Source organism: Oceanobacillus sp. E9, from assembly GCF_001741975.1.
Lineage (GTDB): Bacteria > Bacillota > Bacilli > Bacillales > Amphibacillaceae > Oceanobacillus > Oceanobacillus kimchii.
In genome coordinates this window covers 26,283-43,831 of record NZ_LSNA01000010.1, presented here as the reverse complement: position 1 = coordinate 43,831, position 17,549 = coordinate 26,283, and the positions used below count along the sequence as shown (strand labels likewise).

At 36.7% G+C, this 17,549-nt stretch carries 21 protein-coding genes; all 21 read left to right on the top strand.

The features are described 5' to 3' along the window. The first annotated feature begins 2 nt into the window (after positions 1-2). The 21 genes from AQ616_RS17940 (at position 3) to AQ616_RS19805 (ending at position 17,243) form a co-directional block, all read left to right on the top strand. Entirely contained in the window at positions 3-1,493 is a 1,491-nt protein-coding gene (locus tag AQ616_RS17940; RefSeq protein WP_069686498.1) for a phage portal protein, read from the top strand. Further along, complete coding sequence (locus tag AQ616_RS17935) at positions 1,493-2,617, top strand: phage minor capsid protein (RefSeq protein ID WP_069686497.1); 1,125 nt, start codon at positions 1,493-1,495, stop codon at positions 2,615-2,617. Before AQ616_RS17940 ends, AQ616_RS17935 begins: the two co-directional genes overlap by 1 nt. An 11-nt stretch (positions 2,618-2,628) precedes the next feature. Continuing rightward, positions 2,629-2,760 carry a hypothetical protein gene (locus tag AQ616_RS20125; RefSeq protein ID WP_276206877.1) on the top strand — a complete coding sequence of 44 codons (132 nt, stop codon included), beginning with the start codon at positions 2,629-2,631 and terminating at the stop codon, positions 2,758-2,760. A 108-nt stretch (positions 2,761-2,868) separates the two neighbouring features. Next, the gene (locus AQ616_RS17930) at positions 2,869-3,429 is read left to right on the top strand and encodes a phage scaffolding protein (protein ID WP_069686496.1); all 561 of its coding nucleotides are present in this window, start codon (positions 2,869-2,871) and stop codon (positions 3,427-3,429) included. 13 nt (positions 3,430-3,442) lie between these two features. After that, positions 3,443-4,357 (top strand): hypothetical protein, encoded by a 915-nt coding sequence (locus AQ616_RS17925; protein ID WP_069686495.1) that lies wholly within the window; start codon positions 3,443-3,445, stop codon positions 4,355-4,357. A 16-nt stretch (positions 4,358-4,373) separates the two neighbouring features. After that, complete coding sequence (locus AQ616_RS17920) at positions 4,374-4,619, top strand: hypothetical protein (protein WP_069686494.1); 246 nt, start codon at positions 4,374-4,376, stop codon at positions 4,617-4,619. An 11-nt stretch (positions 4,620-4,630) separates the two neighbouring features. Further along, positions 4,631-5,008 (top strand): head-tail connector protein, encoded by a 378-nt coding sequence (locus AQ616_RS17915; RefSeq protein WP_084822510.1) that lies wholly within the window; start codon positions 4,631-4,633, stop codon positions 5,006-5,008. Continuing rightward, the gene (locus AQ616_RS17910; protein ID WP_069686493.1) at positions 4,998-5,333 is read left to right on the top strand and encodes a putative minor capsid protein; all 336 of its coding nucleotides are present in this window, start codon (positions 4,998-5,000) and stop codon (positions 5,331-5,333) included. Before AQ616_RS17915 ends, AQ616_RS17910 begins: the two co-directional genes overlap by 11 nt. Beyond that, the gene (locus AQ616_RS17905) at positions 5,299-5,688 is read left to right on the top strand and encodes a minor capsid protein (protein WP_240490531.1); all 390 of its coding nucleotides are present in this window, start codon (positions 5,299-5,301) and stop codon (positions 5,686-5,688) included. Before AQ616_RS17910 ends, AQ616_RS17905 begins: the two co-directional genes overlap by 35 nt. Positions 5,689-5,698: 10 nt before the next feature. After that, on the top strand, positions 5,699-6,085 hold the full coding sequence (locus AQ616_RS17900) for a phage tail terminator protein (RefSeq protein WP_017795185.1): 387 nt from the start codon (positions 5,699-5,701) through the stop codon (positions 6,083-6,085). A gap of 12 nt (positions 6,086-6,097) precedes the next feature. Next, positions 6,098-6,541: a phage tail tube protein gene (locus tag AQ616_RS17895; protein ID WP_017795186.1), complete on the top strand. Its 444-nt coding sequence runs from the start codon at positions 6,098-6,100 to the stop codon at positions 6,539-6,541. Then, entirely contained in the window at positions 6,465-6,791 is a 327-nt protein-coding gene (locus AQ616_RS20120; protein ID WP_084822509.1) for a fibronectin type III domain-containing protein, read from the top strand. Before AQ616_RS17895 ends, AQ616_RS20120 begins: the two co-directional genes overlap by 77 nt. A gap of 42 nt (positions 6,792-6,833) precedes the next feature. Next, a complete protein-coding gene (locus AQ616_RS17885; protein ID WP_069686490.1) occupies positions 6,834-7,217 on the top strand; it encodes a hypothetical protein in 384 nt (127 codons plus the stop codon). A gap of 3 nt (positions 7,218-7,220) precedes the next feature. Next, positions 7,221-7,862 carry a Gp15 family bacteriophage protein gene (locus tag AQ616_RS17880; RefSeq protein ID WP_069686489.1) on the top strand — a complete coding sequence of 214 codons (642 nt, stop codon included), beginning with the start codon at positions 7,221-7,223 and terminating at the stop codon, positions 7,860-7,862. Then, on the top strand, positions 7,863-10,040 hold the full coding sequence (locus AQ616_RS17875) for a hypothetical protein (RefSeq protein ID WP_069686488.1): 2,178 nt from the start codon (positions 7,863-7,865) through the stop codon (positions 10,038-10,040). A 13-nt stretch (positions 10,041-10,053) separates the two neighbouring features. Then, the gene (locus AQ616_RS17870) at positions 10,054-10,770 is read left to right on the top strand and encodes a distal tail protein Dit (RefSeq protein ID WP_069686487.1); all 717 of its coding nucleotides are present in this window, start codon (positions 10,054-10,056) and stop codon (positions 10,768-10,770) included. Further along, positions 10,770-15,524: a phage tail protein gene (locus AQ616_RS17865; protein ID WP_069686486.1), complete on the top strand. Its 4,755-nt coding sequence runs from the start codon at positions 10,770-10,772 to the stop codon at positions 15,522-15,524. Before AQ616_RS17870 ends, AQ616_RS17865 begins: the two co-directional genes overlap by 1 nt. A gap of 28 nt (positions 15,525-15,552) precedes the next feature. Beyond that, positions 15,553-15,765 carry a hypothetical protein gene (locus AQ616_RS17860; protein ID WP_069686485.1) on the top strand — a complete coding sequence of 71 codons (213 nt, stop codon included), beginning with the start codon at positions 15,553-15,555 and terminating at the stop codon, positions 15,763-15,765. 44 nt (positions 15,766-15,809) lie between these two features. After that, a complete protein-coding gene (locus tag AQ616_RS17855; protein ID WP_069686484.1) occupies positions 15,810-16,106 on the top strand; it encodes a hypothetical protein in 297 nt (98 codons plus the stop codon). Positions 16,107-16,125: 19 nt separating this feature from the next. Next, the gene (locus AQ616_RS17850; protein ID WP_069686483.1) at positions 16,126-16,350 is read left to right on the top strand and encodes a phage holin; all 225 of its coding nucleotides are present in this window, start codon (positions 16,126-16,128) and stop codon (positions 16,348-16,350) included. Positions 16,351-16,394: 44 nt separating this feature from the next. Further along, a complete protein-coding gene (locus AQ616_RS19805) occupies positions 16,395-17,243 on the top strand; it encodes a M15 family metallopeptidase (RefSeq protein WP_069686482.1) in 849 nt (282 codons plus the stop codon). Positions 17,244-17,549: the final 306 nt, after the last annotated feature.

Below are 17,549 nucleotides of genomic sequence, written 5' to 3'. Positions count from 1 at the left end.
TAATGTTAAAACGAATTATAGATGCAGTGAAAGGAGGCTTGTATCGAATGGGGTTAATTAAAGGCATAGACAAGATACAAAACCACAAACACATCAATATCAACCAGAATATGTATAACAAAATGTCGATATGGCAAGCATTGTACAAGGGATATTACCCAGATTGGCATGATATTTACGAGCATACGATATCTGGAAAAAGGCATCGTAAGAAAGACACGTTGATGATGGCAAAAACTGCTGCTGCAGAAATGGCTAGTCTGGTATTTAATGAGAAATGCAGTATCAGTATTGGAGACGGGGAGAACCGCACCTCAGAATTTGTGGAAGAAGTGTTCAAGCAAAATAAATTTAATAAAAAATTTCAAGATCACTTAGAGTATAACTTTGCCTTAGGCGGTATGGTCATTAAGCCATTCGTGAAAGAAGGTAAGATTATGCTCTCTTTTGTTACTGCAGATAGTTTTATCCCGATTGCTTGGCATAATGACACGATTACAGAAGGTGTTTTCATTGGAGAGTACCATAAGGGCGATAAGAAATACACGCACTTAGAATGGCATACATGGGATAAGAAGGCTAATCAATACGTTGTTGATCATGAATTATATGAATCAAACGGTACGGAGTTAGGTGTACGTGTTTCATTAGAGATCATCTTCCCAGATATGAAAGAGCAATATCGCTTTAACAACTTGAAAAAGCCTTTATTCACTTATTTCAAGCCGAATACTGCTAATAATATTGATTTACAGTCACCGATGGGAATCTCCATATTTGCGAATGCTTTAGATACATTAAAAGCCATCGATACTGCTTTTGATAGTTTTCATAGAGAGTTTAGGTTAGGAAAGAAACGGATTATTGTTCCTGCTCACATGGTTAAAACTGTTGTAGACCCAAAAACACAAGAGATCCACCGTTATTTTGATGACACCGACGAGACTTACGAAGCAATGAAATTCAAAGATGATGAAGAAGGCATAAAAGATATTAATGTGACTCTTCGAATTGATGAACATATCGCAGGTATTAATGCTTTATTAAATCTCTATGCTACACAAACCGGCTTTTCTTTAGGCACATTTTCTTTTGATGGACAGAGTGTGAAGACTGCAACGGAAGTAATGAGCGAAAACAGTAAAACATTTAAGTCTAAAAAGTCTCATGAAACGATTATCGAAGGCGGTTTACAAGATGTAATAGAATCGATTATCGCTATTGCCAAGGTCTATAACATCTTTAATGGCAATCAAGAGATTGATATTACGGTTACTTTTGATGATTCTGTCATCGAGGATAACGCTGCAGAACTTGCTCGAACAATTCAAGAGGTATCTAATAATTTACTCCCAAGAAAAAGAGCAATTATGCGTATATATGGTCTAAATGAAGACGAAGCACAGGCATGGATGGATGAAATCAATGAAGAAAATCAAAGCGCTAATGCTAGTGATGTTGATTTCTTCGGTACAGGTTCGGATGATGACTAATGGAGAAATGGGTATCACAAAACCTTACTAAGCCCGTAACGGATGTTTATTTGTCTATTGAAGATCAGATATTAAAGAATATTGCCAAGAAAATTGCGAGAGATAATAGCATTCTTATTGATATAGAAAAGAATGGAAATACGCAATTAGTAGAATCGTGGCAACTAAGTAGATTAAGTGAGTTAGATGCTATCAACAAAGAGCATATAGAAATTATTTCTTCCCGTTCTGGTAAAACCATGCAAGAAGTAGAAAAGATGTTATCCAATGCAGGATATAGCGCAGTTGATGAAATAGAGGGCGACATGTTCGAAGGTGCTAAAAAAGGCAAGCTGTTGATGCCACCAGAAAGTGCGAAAGGTAGTGAATCCTTAAAAAATGTATTGGTTGGATATCAGAGGCAAGCGAAAAATACGCTTAATCTTACGAATACAACCATATTAGACCTCTCAAGGCAAAAGTACCTCGATGTTATCAACGATACTACTGGAAAGGTGCTGGCAGGTGTTTCTACTCCGCAACAAGCATTAAGAGAGTCTATCAAAGAACTTGCAAACAAGGGTGTACCTGCTTTAGTAGATAAAAAGGGTAGAGAGTGGTCAACAGAAGCCTATGTAAGCATGGTGATGCGTTCAACAAGCAATAATGTTGCCAATGATATGCAAGATACTCGAATGGATGAGTACGATGTGGATCTTGTTGAAGTCAGTTCGCATGATGGAGCCAGACCTTTATGTGCTCCATATCAAGGACGAATATTTTCTCGTTCTGGAAATCATCCAAAATATCCGGCGTTAGGTGATACCAGTATGGGACATCCTGCTGGCTTATTTGGCGTACATTGCGGTCATGTGAAGTATCCGTACTTTGAAGGTACAAAGAAAACATATAACCCCGTAAGTAGTGAGAAGAATGATCGTATGTATGAGGAAAGTCAAAAACAACGTTATCTAGAAAGGGAAATCAGAAAAGCAAAGCGTGAAATGGTTATGATGATTGAACTTGATGATGATATAGGAATTGTAGAAGCTGACGACAGAATAAAAGAACGTCAAGCGAACTTAAGAAGCTTTATTAAGCGTACCGGACGCACTCGAACGAATGAAAGGGAACAAATACGTTAAGGGGTGAGGGCTTGCCAGTAAGTAAAAAAGAGCATGAGAAATTAAAAGAACAAGTGAATGAGTTGGAAAAAGCCTTTTTACAGTTGACAGAAGTTGTAAAGGAAATAAAAGAAAAAGAAAAAGGACCAACTTATTTTAGTTAATGCACTCAGCAGTCAAGCGTTGAGTGCTTTTATTTATGTTCGCAGTTATGCGTGAAATAACTATCCTATCGTGGTCATAACACGTAAAAAATGTAAGGAGAGATTGGAATGAAACGAGATTTTTTAAAGGAATTAGGCTTAGAAGACGAAGCCATTGATAAAATTATGGCTGAACATGGAAAATCGGTAAACGACATGAAGGAGAAAGCTGAAAAGGCAGATACGCTTGAAAGCCAAGTTAACGATTATAAGCAACAGATTGCTGATCGTGACACACAACTGAAAGACCTAGGGGAAAAAGCGAAAGGTAATGAAGATTTAACTGCTGAAATCGATCGTTTGAAGGAAGAGAATGAAACAACTAAGTCAGAGCTGGAACAGAAATTGGAGCAACAAGCATTTGATCACAAGTTAGAAAACACATTGAAAGATGCCAATGTAAAGAATCCAACTGCAGTTAAAGCCTTACTTAATCTAGATGAAATTAAATTAGACGGTGACAAATTGCGTGGATTAGATACGCAACTGGAAGGATTAAAAGAATCTGATGATTACCTGTTTCAGTCCGAGCAAAACAGTAATGACCCTAGCTTGGAATATACTCCGGGAAGTCATCAACAAGGCGGAGGCGGAGATGATGCCTTCGCACAAACATTATTAGGAAAATAGGAGATGATTAAACATGCCAAATGCAATTAACTATGCACAAAGATATCAGACGCAATTAGACCAAGTAATCAAACAAACGACACTTACAAATGACCTTGAAACACAAGGAGTAAACTGGATGGGGGCAAAAACGTTCCATGTACCTCATTTATCTGTTTCTGGTTATAAGCAACATACTCGAAACGGTGGCTATAATCGAGGCACAGTAGACGTTACACATGAGCCATATACACTTAGCTTTGATCGTGACGTTGAGTTCTTCGTTGATCAAATGGATGTAGATGAATCAAATCAAGCTGCAAGTGCTGCAAATGTAACTCGGATATTCTTGACGGAAAATGCGGGTCCAGAAATTGATGCATATCGCTTCTCTAAACTAGCGCAAAAAGCGCAAGAATTGGAACAAGCGAAAGATGAGAACGTAACGGATGGTACTCCGAAAGACGTATTTGACCGATTGAAATCCGACATCCGAAAAGTACGTAAGTTTGGTACTGCAAATCTAAAAGCCTATGTATCTACCGATGTGATGGATGCCATTGAGAAGTACAAGGAAGGCAAAGGGACTTTTTCTTTACAGAATCAGGATACGACAATTGAAACTCGGGTTACAACTATTGATGGGGTAACACTTATTGAAGTATTCGATGTTGACCGTTTCCATACTGCATATGATTTTACAGATGGTTATATACCGGCTAACGATGCACAAGAATTAAACTGGATTATTGTTTATAAGGGTGCGATTGTTGCAAAGGCGAAACTAAACTCAGTGTATTTGTTCCAACCTGGGCAACATACCGAGGGTGACGGATACCTGTACCAAAATCGTATGTATCATGACTTGTTTGTGCTTGAACACCAAGCTAAAGGCTTAGTTGTATCGAATAAAGCACCGTCATCTGGTAGCGGTGGAGAAGAACAATAAGGGAGGATGAACAAATATGCCATACTTTCGTAAAGACAATGTTGTATTAAAAGAAAATAATGAAGGACGTATAAAAGAATTGCTTGCAATGGGTTATCAGAAGGCAGATGAAAAAGGAAAGGTACTCGGTAAGAAGAAAGAGGAAACCGTAGCTAAATCAACCCATGAAAAAGTTGTAAAAGAAAATAAGGATCTCAAAGAAAAAGTAAAACAACTTGAGAAAGAGCAGCAAGAAGAAAACAAAAAGGCATCCTCTAAATAGGGGGTGTCTTTTTGTATATTGATGCAGATTACTATTTAAATGAGTATGAAGGTACTCCTATGGAAGATGAAAAGGAACTTAATCGTTGTATTAAACGTGCTTCGGATGTAATCGATGTAGAAACTAACTTTTCTATTGGTCAGGATAAGTTAGTTGATGTACAAAAGAATCTATTAAAAAAAGCAACAGCCATCATGACAGAGCATTTTGTGATGAATGGAGGCTATATAGCTACTAAACAACAAGGGACGATGCAAAGTGTGAATGTTGGCTCATTTAGTTACTCCATGAATGCGGAAGCTTCTACTCAAATTCCTAATGGGGTTATGCAGAATCTTGCATATGCAGGCTTATTGTACAGAGGAATAGGTGCTTATCATGGTCATTAGTCCAATTCCAAAACATTTACTCCCTCACACAATCCAATATAAAGCATATGAGGGCTCTAGTGGATGGGATGGTAATCACGCCCCTCCTCTTAAAATAGAACACGTGAGAGTTACACCTGTAAGCAAATTAAAGCGTACTTCCAATAGTGAAGGTGAAGAGGTCAATCATGTTGTTTTAGTAGATCGAGTCAATTCGTCAGCATTTCCCAATTTTAAAATAAGATCCGAAATTGAGTTTAATGGTGTTAATCGTGAAGTGGTTGATGTTAAACCTCACTATGCATTTGGTAATGAACCACACCATTATGAATTGGAACTCAGGTGATAGTGTGATTGATGTAAAAGTTGATTTCGATAAGAATAAAGTAAATAAAAAATTAGATAATGCATTAGGTTTTGGTCAATTTGTTTTGGATAATCAGGTTTTAAAAGATAGTAACTACTATATCCCCATGCGTTCTAAGAATACTAGAGATAGTGGGATTACACATTCAAAAATTGGGAATGGAGAGATACGTTGGGTAACTCCATACGTAAGAGAAATATATTTTAATTCGAACTATAATTTCTCTAAAGACATAAATCCGAATGCTAGAGGGCTTTGGTTTGAAGCTGCCAAAGCAGAAAAAATTAAACAATGGTTAGATGAGGCACAAAAAGCAGCGAGATCAAAATATTAGGAGGTATGATATGGATTTCTTAGAACGATTAAAAGACTATACGGAAAACTTATCTTTTACACCCTCTATTATTGAAATAGGGACGTATCAAGAAAATGATAACAGTATAGCTATTAGACCTTCACCTGCTAATATTAATGATCGCTATATGGAGAAAAGCAAGATATATCCGTTTCAATTTCAGCTTTTAGTCCACCACAAAAGTAATTTAGAAGCATATCGAATGATTCATCAATTAGAAAGTCAATATGAAAATTTACCAAGCAGAGCTATCACCTCGAGTGATGGCTCTTTTAAATTGGTTTCGTTTCAATGCATTACGACACCATCTTACGTGCAGAAAACAAGCTACGGTACGTTATGGACAGCATTGTTTCAAGCGGAACTATACACATAAAGGAGGATGAATATGCCAGAAGGATTTTTATTAAATTCACAGTACAGGATGGAAATTAATGTAACACCTAACGGAGAAACGGAAACATGGGAAAGATTAGGTAAAGGTATCAATAGTATGGAGCCAGATCCAAACGAAGAGACTGCCCAAGATAAATACTTTGATGGTGATGGATATGGGGAAACAGATGTAATCGGTGCGCAACTGATCGCTTCCTTTTCAGGACATCGATACTACGGAGATGAGGCACAGGATTTTATTTACTCGAAAGTGCTTGAGTTAGGACCGTCAAGACGGACTGATTTTCGTTTAACATTGCCAGACGGATCATCTTTTGAAGGTCCTTGTACAATTGCTGCAATTACAGGACCGGGTGGAGATGCAGGAGGAAAAGGTGATATATCCTTTGAAATACATTTTGCTGGGAAACCAAAATATACAAAGCCTACTCCCTAAGGCTCCCACTAGCCTTGTCGCTTCAAATGAGACGGAAACAAGCGTTGATCTTGATTGGAATGTGACTGAGGATGCTAGTGGGTACAACGTATATCAAGATGGTGAAAAAGTTGATACTGTAACTACGAATACGTATTCGGTATCAGGATTAATAACATCATCAACCTATGAATTTTACGTAACAGCAATAAACGATAAATACGGTACGGAGTCTGACCCGTCAGACGTTGTGAATGTAACTACATTATAAGAGTAGCCAAATGGCTGCTCTTTTTCTTTAGGAGGAATTTAAATGAAGGAAATTGGTATTCAAAGAGCGATAGAAGAAGTATCGATTGATGGAACAACGTACGAAATTGATTTATCAGATAAGAAAAAGAATCGGTATGCAGAGATAGCAATAGATTTACAAAAAGCATCTAAAGAATCTGAAAAAGTTAGAGATATTAACGATGTTGAGGTACTAGAAAAAGAGATGAATAGATTAAAAGAGAAAACAAGTCGTGCTACTGATGAGATATTGGGAGATGGCGCATTTGACACAATTTATAAAAAAACAAATGAGTCGTTAGAGTTGGTCTTAGATGTTCTCTTTGATGTGATTGATTATATTAATACAACATATAAAAAGAAATTTGAAGAAAAGAAAGCAAAATATCTGAAAAAGAAGAAATAGCCTATGTTTCTTACAGAATCATTAAAGTATACATGCATTTATAAAGGAATAGTACTTCAATTAAATGTAACCTTCGATAACATAATCCTATTTATTGAAATGACTAAAGATGGGGATTTAGAGGATTATGAAAAGGTACTAATTGGTCTAGAAATGCTTATCACCAATTATGAAGAAATAGAGTATCTGCCTTCGGATGAAAAATACCAAATTTTCATGATGATTTTAAAAGAGGAACTTTCTTTCAAAAGAGATAATGAATTCCAGACAGTACAAGCAACGGAAGAAAACCTAGAAAATGAGCCACCTTCTAAAAAAGAAGAATATGACTTTGATGTTGATGGGGAGCGTATATACGCTTCTTTTTTAATGGATTACGGTATTGATTTACTCGAACAACAGGGCAAAATGCATTGGAAAAAATTCATATCTTTGTTTAGTGGATTAAGTGAAAAAACACCATTCATGCAGGTAGTTCAAATACGAGCGATGGAAGTTCCTGCCCCTACTAAGAATAACCAGAAAGAGCGCAATAAAATCTTACGTCTTAAACGAAAATATGCTCTTGAAAACAGTGAGAAAACAGCAGATGAAGCATTTGAAGATATGATTACAGCCTTCGGTGGAAAGGCAGGTGATAAATAAATGGCAGACGGTTCAATTACGATAGATACGAAAATAGACCAAAAAGGCGCAGAAAAGGGAGTAAAAAACCTACAAACGAAGCTTAAAAATGTTGGAAGTAGTATGAAGAATGTTGGAAGTTCCATGACTAAATGGGTTACTGGTCCGATAGCTGGTGTGGGTGTGGCGTTAGGCGGTGCAATGGTTAAGTTTGGTAATTTCGCTGATGAATTATTAGATTTATCATCCATAACTGGAATGTCTACTGATGAATTGCAACGTTGGCGCCAGATTGCTACAGATGCAGGTGTCGATACGGATGCAGTTGCTAATTCATTGCAAACACTGAATAAGCAAATTGAGCGAGGTAATGAGATTTCTCCAAGACTAGCAAAAGGCTTTGAAGCTATGGGAGTCAGTGCTGAAGAATTTAAAAATATGGGTGCTGATCAGCAAATGCGTAACATTGTTGAAACGATGCTAGAGCTAGAAGGTGCTGACAGAAGAGCTTTTGCTAACCAAATGAACATGCCAGAGTTACTTCCAATAGTGAGCGAGTTAGAAAGTCGTGGGAAAGACTTAGACGAAATTATGAACGAAATAGATGTACCATTCAGTCAAGAAGAGTTGGATGAAATGAACGAATTTCGTAAGGAATGGGACAATCTGAAATATACTCTCTTCATGGTAATGGGCGAAGCACTCAAGCCTTTATTCAAGATGTTTAATGAGAATAAAGATGCAATAAAAGAAAAGATGATTCCTGCAATACAAAGCTTGGTCGAAGGTGCAATTAAATTAATTAAATGGTTCGGTGACCTATCTCCTACCATGCAAAAAGTAGTTATGGTTGTTGGAGCAGTTGCAGCAGCTATCGGTCCAGTATTGGTAGTCATGGGCTCTCTTATCAGTGCCGTTGCCCCAGTAATTGGAATCATAGGGAAACTTGTAGGCGCTATTGGTCTTGTATTCAACCCTGTAACAATGTGGATTGCATTAATTGGTAGCCTAGCTACCGTTATAATCTATCATTGGGATGAAATTAAAGAATATACAATGATCGTCTGGAATGCCATCAAAGACTTTTTCATAATGTTATGGGAAGCGATAGTCGAAGAGTTCAATAAGGCGATGGAATTTTTTACTGTGACTATTCCCGAAACTTGGGAAACAATTAAAGATAAAACAGTAGAGATATGGCAAGCAGTATCCGACTTTTTCGTTGAACTATGGGAAGGCATTAAACAGTTTTTCACAGATATTGTTACTGCAATTGTGGACTTCTTTGTTGAACAATGGGAAGAGCAACGAAGACAAACAGAAGAAAACTTCCAAAAAATATCTGATTTCCTTAATAAAATATGGACAGGCATTAAAAATATGTTCGATAAGACAATCACAGCGATTTCTAATTTCATAAAGAAAACATGGGATGGGATACAAAAAGTTACATCAACAGTATTTAACGCTATTAAAGATTTTATATCTAAGGTTGTTAATGGTTGGAAAAATATCATTACCAACGTTTTGGATGCAATAAAAAATACTGTCTCTAAAATATGGAATGGCGTTAAAGATGTTACTTCTAATGTATTTAATGCCACCAAGGACGTTATATCAAATATCTGGAATAGTGTAAAAAAAACAATATCAAACATCTGGAATGGTATACGTGACACCATATCAAATGTTGTAAATACAATACGTGACCGGATATCCTCAGCTTTTAACTCGATTTCTAGCACAATATCAAATGTATGGAACGGAGTCAGGTCTACTACGGATAGAATATGGGATGGTATCGTTAGCGCAATCAAAGGCGCAATTAACGGTGTCATAGGTGCGATAAACGGAATGATTAACGGGTTAAATCGGATAAAGATTAAACTTCCTAAAGTCCCAGATTGGGTTCCTGGTATGGGAGGCAAAGGCGGAAACACATTAGGATTTAGCATACCTAACATTCCTAAGTTGAATATTGGTACTGATTTAGTTACACAAGATGGACTTGCAATGCTACACGCAGGAGAAGCAGTTGTACCTGCAGAACACAATGGGGCGTATACAGGCGAAGGTAACGGAGGAAGTAAGCAACCTGCACAAATTAATCTGGTAATTGGCGGAAAAACGTACTCTGCATTTGTAGAGGATATATCGGATGAACAAGATCGCCAGAATTACAGACTGAAAAAGAAATAAAGGATGATATTTTATGATATTCAACGGTGCTGATCTCTCACCATATTTTAAAACTAAATCTATTACAGGTAGAGGATTTACAAATAATCAACTACTCATAACTGAGATTACAGGCGCAGATGGAGCTTATGTACATGGCTCAAAACGACCGCCAAGAATTCTTGGTATAAATGGGGACATCATTGCACATGATAGAGAATCTTTAAGACTTACTGTTGATTATCTAAACGGAGTCCTTAATGTTGCAGAAGATGTCCCTATTATTTTTCCTGATGAGCCAGATATTACGTATTATGGTAGACCGTCAGAATCGGAAGAAGGTGACGAGTATTTCTTCAAAAAAGATGGTACATTGACTATCTTTTGTGCTGATCCTAATAAATATGAAAAAACTGATCAATTAGATTTTGATACTGGAGAAATAGAAGTAAAGTATATGGGTACTGAACAAGCACCCCCTGAAATGGAAATTGTTCTGTCAGAAGACACAGATATATTATCTCTAATTAACGGAGATAAAGAATTACGTATAATTTATGATTTATCCATAGGAGATAAAGTCAATGTTGATTTTAAAAAACGTAAAGTTTTTATAAATGATAAGTTACAAATGAATGCTATTAGTATGCTAGCTCCAAAGTTTTGGAAATTAACCCCGGGTATTAATAATATTCGAATTGAACCTACTGCAGTTGATGCAGTTTTGAAGTTTAGGGAGGTATATAGATAATGGAAAGAGCAAATGTCTATATATTTGACGATGAAGATAAGTTATTACATGTATCTGATGAATACGTAGATGATGAATCCATATTAGAAGAGGATATCGACAACGACAGTAATAATCTTACTGTCGTATTTCCTTATACTGCAGATGCATGTGATTATATTGAAGGAGAAAACCAAATTGTAGTTAAAGATCTTCGAGGCGTATATCGTCTTTGGACTATAAAAGAGGTCGAGGATGTCAATGGCGATGAAGGAAAGCTGAAAATGGCAATCTGTATGCCTTCATATGTAGAGCTTAATGATGCTTGGGTTTATGAGAGACGACCGCAGGACATGCCAATTAATGACGTGTTAGATGTTGTACTAGATGGAACTCGATTCGAAAGAGGGCGTACAGGAGATTATGGTACACGCTCAACTAGTTTATACTATCAAAGTGTTACGGAATCATTAAAACATATTCGCTCTGTATGGGGAGGGGAATATATAGATCGAGTAGAATTTGACGACCATGGAATCACTGGTCGTTTTATTGATTGGGAAAGAAGAGGCGTAAATAACGGTAAGCGCTTTGAAATTGATAAAGATATACAGTCGATTCGACGTACTGTGCTACATTATCCTAAAACTGCGTTTATCGGTCGTGGTGGTAGTGTTGAGGTTGGCGCAGGAAATAGTAGAAAGATAACCTTTGAAGATGTGGAATGGAATGTACTAAATGGAGATCCAGTAGATAAACCGAAAGGTCAAAAATATGTCGGAGATCCGGAAGCGCTCGAAAGTTATGGTATTAAAACGAAAGAAGGCAAGATACACCGCATTGGCATCTATGACAATGACGATATCACCGACCCAGAAGAATTACTGCAGGTAACTTGGGACAATGTTCAAAAGAATAACAAGCCACAGGTGAAATATGAAATGGCTGTCCGTACTTTTTATGGAATTGCAGATTATGAACATGAACAAGTGTATCTAGGGGATACTGGCTACATTATCGATGAAGAAATGCGCCCTGCTTTAACTGTTCAATCGAGAGTTATAAAGATATCGTACAGTATTGGAAATCCATCTGTTGGAGATATAACTGTAGGTAACTTTTTAAGAATAAAAGATGACGAGAGTAAGTTAGACTGGGTTATTAATAAAGTAACCGAGAATAGCGGTTCATGGGATAGTGGGGGAATAGTTGACGACGATAGTTTTCCAAATGTAAAGCCACCTGCACCAGAAAATCTGCAGGCAACAGGATTATTCTCATCTATTATGTTGAAATGGGATTATGACCCATCTGTATATATAGCGGAATATCGTGTATATGGTAGTACTAATGCTAACTTTGTACCTTCTGATACTGATAACTTTCTCTATGCTACTAAGTCCGGTGGTTATGCCCATGATGCGGAAGTTAACGAACAATGGTATTTCGTAGTATGTGCGGTTAATACCCATGGGCAACGATCTGATTTTTCACAAAGGGTAATGGTTCAAACCAAGCAAATTGATGGCAATACGGAAATATCAGAACAAACAATTACGAAAGAATTACTTGCACAGCAAGCTATGATCGATGAAGTACATTTAAATAACGCTATTATTACAGATGCCCACATTAATGGTAGATTAACAGCTAATGTATTGATGATTGGTGATGGAGCTTTATATGACGATGGATATGATCCCTCAGACAAAGCCGATAAGACATACGTAGATAATGCGATCAATAATCTTGATTTTGAGGGCGCAGATAATTTACTTTCTGATACTAAATTCGAACGTTTTGCTATAGATGGAAATGAAGATCAATGGAGATTTGCTTTATTTGGTACACCAGTAGACGTACAAGGATATCAACAAAGGAATGGAGCAATAGGAATTTATGTGGATATAGACGGATCTGTGAGATTATATTCTCCTCCATTTATACAAGAGTTGGATCTTAACAAGGATATAATAGTATCTTATGAAGCAAGAATAAGGCAGGATACGATAAGACCATATTTTATGGGTCCGCTGACAGACAATCTGAGTCCTGCTCAATATAGCTTGACCAATTTTCTAACTGATGAATTGCCAATAGATGACGAATGGACTAGATATATCTACAAAATTCCTGCAGGAACTTTGCAAGGATCTAGTGGTCGTGGGTATTTAGGATTTTTCACTAGCTGGGACACAGAGGGTCGAAGAGATATACACATAAAAAGACCAATGGTAATACAATCCAGTAATGCACAAGGGTATAGATCATCCCCAGAGGATCAAATAGAAGAATATACACAGAAGAAGTATAATTTGTTGCAAAATGGTAGCTTTAATATTGGCAAGCAAGGGTGGGATTTCAGTAATCAATATGCCAATGCTAGAACCACTATACTAGAGCCAGAATCAGACAAACCAAATGCACATATAGTGCACATTAATCAACAGATTTACAATGGTTTATATTCAATCCAGAATAATAGATATGTATTATCGCAGGCGGGTAACTTTTTCACATTGACTCTTGATGTTAAATTCGATGAAATAGTTGACCCTACAACACAGGATTTTAGAATTATAAGAATCTTGACTTCACCAAATACTGAAGATAATTTGATGAAAGCTGACGGGATACGATTCTCAAACCCTGCACCCAGCACTTGGTCTAATGTAATAATGTTTAGCGATGTTATGGATCAGCACCCTAATCTACAAGCAGGGGAATGGGCTACATTAGATTTCGAGATACTCATCACCCAAAGGGATATAGAAGATTGGTGGGGAGTGCAGTTTTTAACAACTGGTTGGATAGATGACGATCAAACCATACGATCTACAGACTACTATATTCGTGAGGTAATGCTTGTAAATGGTGGTATACCAAAACAATTTGCTGAAGATCCCACGAGTTTGTGGGCTTATCGCAATTCGATTTATATGGATGGTGGTTCTCTTTATGCTAATTCAGTAACTGCGAATGAAATAGCAGCAGGAACAATAACTGCAAATAGTGGAATAATAGCAAATGCAGCCATTACCAATGCTATGATTCAAGAAGTCAGCGCAGATAAACTAATGGCAGGTACTGTTATTGCAGAAGATGTCACCATCAAAGGAAAACTGGAAGGTGTATCTGGTACATTTAGCGGGGCATTAAACTCGTATAGTAGAAGTTGGGACTCTAGTACTGGAGTATATTCTGTTGCGAAGGGTTCTAATTTCACTAGTGAGAGTATTGCTTCTGCAAATTTTTTATCTCCATATGAAATGGGGAGAGTTGAAGATCCAGACGATAATTTCGCTGTGCTAATGGATGGATACTCACTTACACCAGAAGCTCTAACACTGTTATCATACACCGCTGAGGATATGTATGATTACAATGATTATACTGATGATATAGAATATGCTATTGATCGTATGATTGTGAATAATAAATTTAGATCTAGTGTTGAATTGAATGGCAATGGATTAACATTTACACGTGGTGGGTCTCATTCATCTGGTAATGGTCAAAAGAAAGAAGCGTTCTCCATACTTCATACTTTGTACAGAGAATTACCTACTGTAGAAATGAGATTTCAGGATGATCCTAATATTTTTATTAAAGTTGATAGCAATAGAGATATGGACATCGGTGCAAGAGGTTTAACTTTCTGGACTGACGGTGGACCAATGACTATGAATGTTGATTCAGTACGATCCACTGCACGCAATTATGAATTCGGTAGGTTTGACATTGTAGAACAACTTAAAAGGGATGTTGAGCATCCTTGGTCATATGATTTGATGGGTATTGCTGACACTGCTACTGTAAATGAAGTAGGGAATAATAATGGTAGTATTTGGTTTGGAGGGTACGACACACATGCTGTCTCTATATGGGGAAGATCAGAATCAGCATTAATTGCAGGATATTCAGCAGATGAATATGGATTGTTTAGAATATCAAAGGATGAGACAGTGTGGCAATTAAATAGCTATAGAAAAATTGGTATGGCTATGTATGATGTAGGTTATTTGACAATGGGTCTCGATGTTGATGCGTATGACAGCACATCAAATAATCATTTGAGATTCAATTTCATTGGTGATCATAACGACCATATATCAATATCCAGTAATACACCAGTCACGTTTACCCAACCATTGCTAAGCGGTACACAACTCGAAGCGCCTGTTGTATATGGTGAAGAGGGCTATTTCATAAATCTCGAAGTACCACAAATATTTAGGGCGACTAGGTGGGGCAATACGACAACTATAGAAGGGGACACCATAGATACTGATACTATAAATGCTACTAGTGAAGTAGATACCCACACTGTCCATTCCGGCAACATAGTACAAAACGCAGGAAATTATATTTATCTTGGTTCAAATAATGGAACGAGAGTAACAGATGCAGTGACTTATACAGCAGGTTCTATTGGATATAAACCTATTAGAGCATCATCTTTCCCTACTGGATCGTCTATATTATATAAACAAAATATTGAAGAATTACAAGATGATACAGCTTATATGGTATTAGACAGCATAAATCCTGTAACATACAACATAAATAGCGATGTAGAAGTTGGCACATATAATAAAAAGAAAATAGGGGCTATTATGGAGATGTCTCCAGAAATAGTCAGAGATGAAGATGGATTGGATTACAATAGCATTAATATGTCTATGGTGAAGGTTATAAAATCCGAAAGAAATGCGAGAATTAAATTGGAAAAGGAAATTGAGAATTTGTATATGATCATTGAACAAATGTTATAAAGTTAAAAACAATAAGGGAGAGATTTAAATGGAAGGTTTCCAACAAAAAATGCAGAACATGTCGAAAGAGGAGCTACAACAACAATTATTAAGATCATTTGGTGTTATTGATAAGTTAAAAAAACAATTAGGACAGAAATCGGAGCATATCGCTCTGTTAGAGGTTGATGTAGATGCTTTATCCTCACAATTTAAAAAAACTAATTCTGATATTGCTGAACAAGAAGAAAACGCTGAATAAGCGTTATTTTTTATGATCAAATATGGAGAGTTAGGGGGTCGAGCATGCCAGAAACTAAGGAGATGGAAGAAATGAAGGAGTTTATGAACGTCCTTACAGATGTAAAAGTTTCCATGGCTGAGTTAAACGGAAAAATAGATCAATTAACAGATATGAAGGAAACAGTAGAAAAAACAAAAAAGACTGCTGCAGATGCAGATTATCGTTCTAAGGAGAATGAAAAAGATATAGAAACCATTCAAAACAACAATAGACGGTTGATGATTGCCCTAATCACAATGATTGGGGCTTTTGTATTTCAAATTTTATATTTCTTATTAACATTTGGTATTGGAGCTTAATTGAAAGGGGGTGAAACGCATGGATAAATCTACAATTATTCGTACTATTGCGCTTGCTATTGCATGGATCAATATGTTGCTTTCTAACTATGGGTTACAACCAATTCCTGTAGTCAGCGAGGATATTATTGCTGAGATTTTAGCAGGACTAGCAACAGTATGGGCATGGTTCAAAAACAACTATGTAACACTTAAAGGCAAACGTCAAAAAGATTTATTGTTACAAAATAATCTAACTAAGTAAGCACCTGTGAAGGTGTTTTTTATTATCAAAAAGGAGATGATAACATGAGTGTACCAGTAAAAACGCTTATAGACCGCTCTACTAGAAACATGGGATCTGGAATTCATCCTGTGGTGAAAGAATCGGCAATCGAAGTAATCGAAAGAGCTTATAAAGAGGGAATTAGAGTACAAATATCTGAGGGATTCCGAAGTTACGCAAGACAGAATCAACTATATGCACAGGGGCGCACTGCCTCTGGCAATGTAGTTACTAATGCTAAGGGCGGACAGTCTTATCATAACTTTGGACTTGCGGTAGATTATTTCCTTGTTAGCAAAGATGGCAACACTGCTTTATGGAAAGTAAATAATGAATGGAAACGAGTTGCAGCTATTGCTAAATCTTTAGGATTTGAATGGGGCGGAGATTGGAAATCATTTAAAGATTATCCTCATTTACAAATGACCGGCGGTTTATCTTTATCTCAATTGCGTGCAGGCAAAAAACCATCATTAAAAAGTAAAGTTAGCAACTCAACAAAATCCAACAACGGAAAATTAAACAAAGCTTCTCTAGATGTCGATGGTAAATGGGGGAAAGCAACAACCAAGGCGGTGCAAATCGCCTTGAATACTACTGTCGATAGCATAATTAGTGACCAACTGCGCACCGTAATTACTCAAGCCATGTATGGAAATACCGTTCAATATGGTAAAGGTAATAAAGGTAGTCAAATGGTAAAAGCATTGCAAGGTACATTGGGAAGAAAACAAGATGGTTTACTCGGACCCGACACCATTGAAGGACTACAGATATATCTTGGTATGTCTGTGGTTGATTGTAAATTAAGTCGTCCTTCTGCAGTAGTCAAAGAGATGCAGTGTAGACTAAACGCAGGAATATTTGTGTGAAAACTATTGAGGTATCCCTGTTTAAATTCCTAATTTTGTCATTCGGAAGATATGAAACCCCCAATAATTAGTTATTAATATGATTTGCTTGTAGGATTTTAAGTATTTATATCGAAACCGATAGTATAATTGAAAATAAAAACAATTAATAAGCAAAGCAGAATATAATATTGATAGTCTAAGTTCTAAAATACTAATCTTTATGATTAAATTTGCGAATAGAAAATTATTATAATTTAAGAAAAACACAGTGAAGAGTGTAATGAGCTGAGTTGAAAATTCAGGAGAGAATATAATAGTGAAATT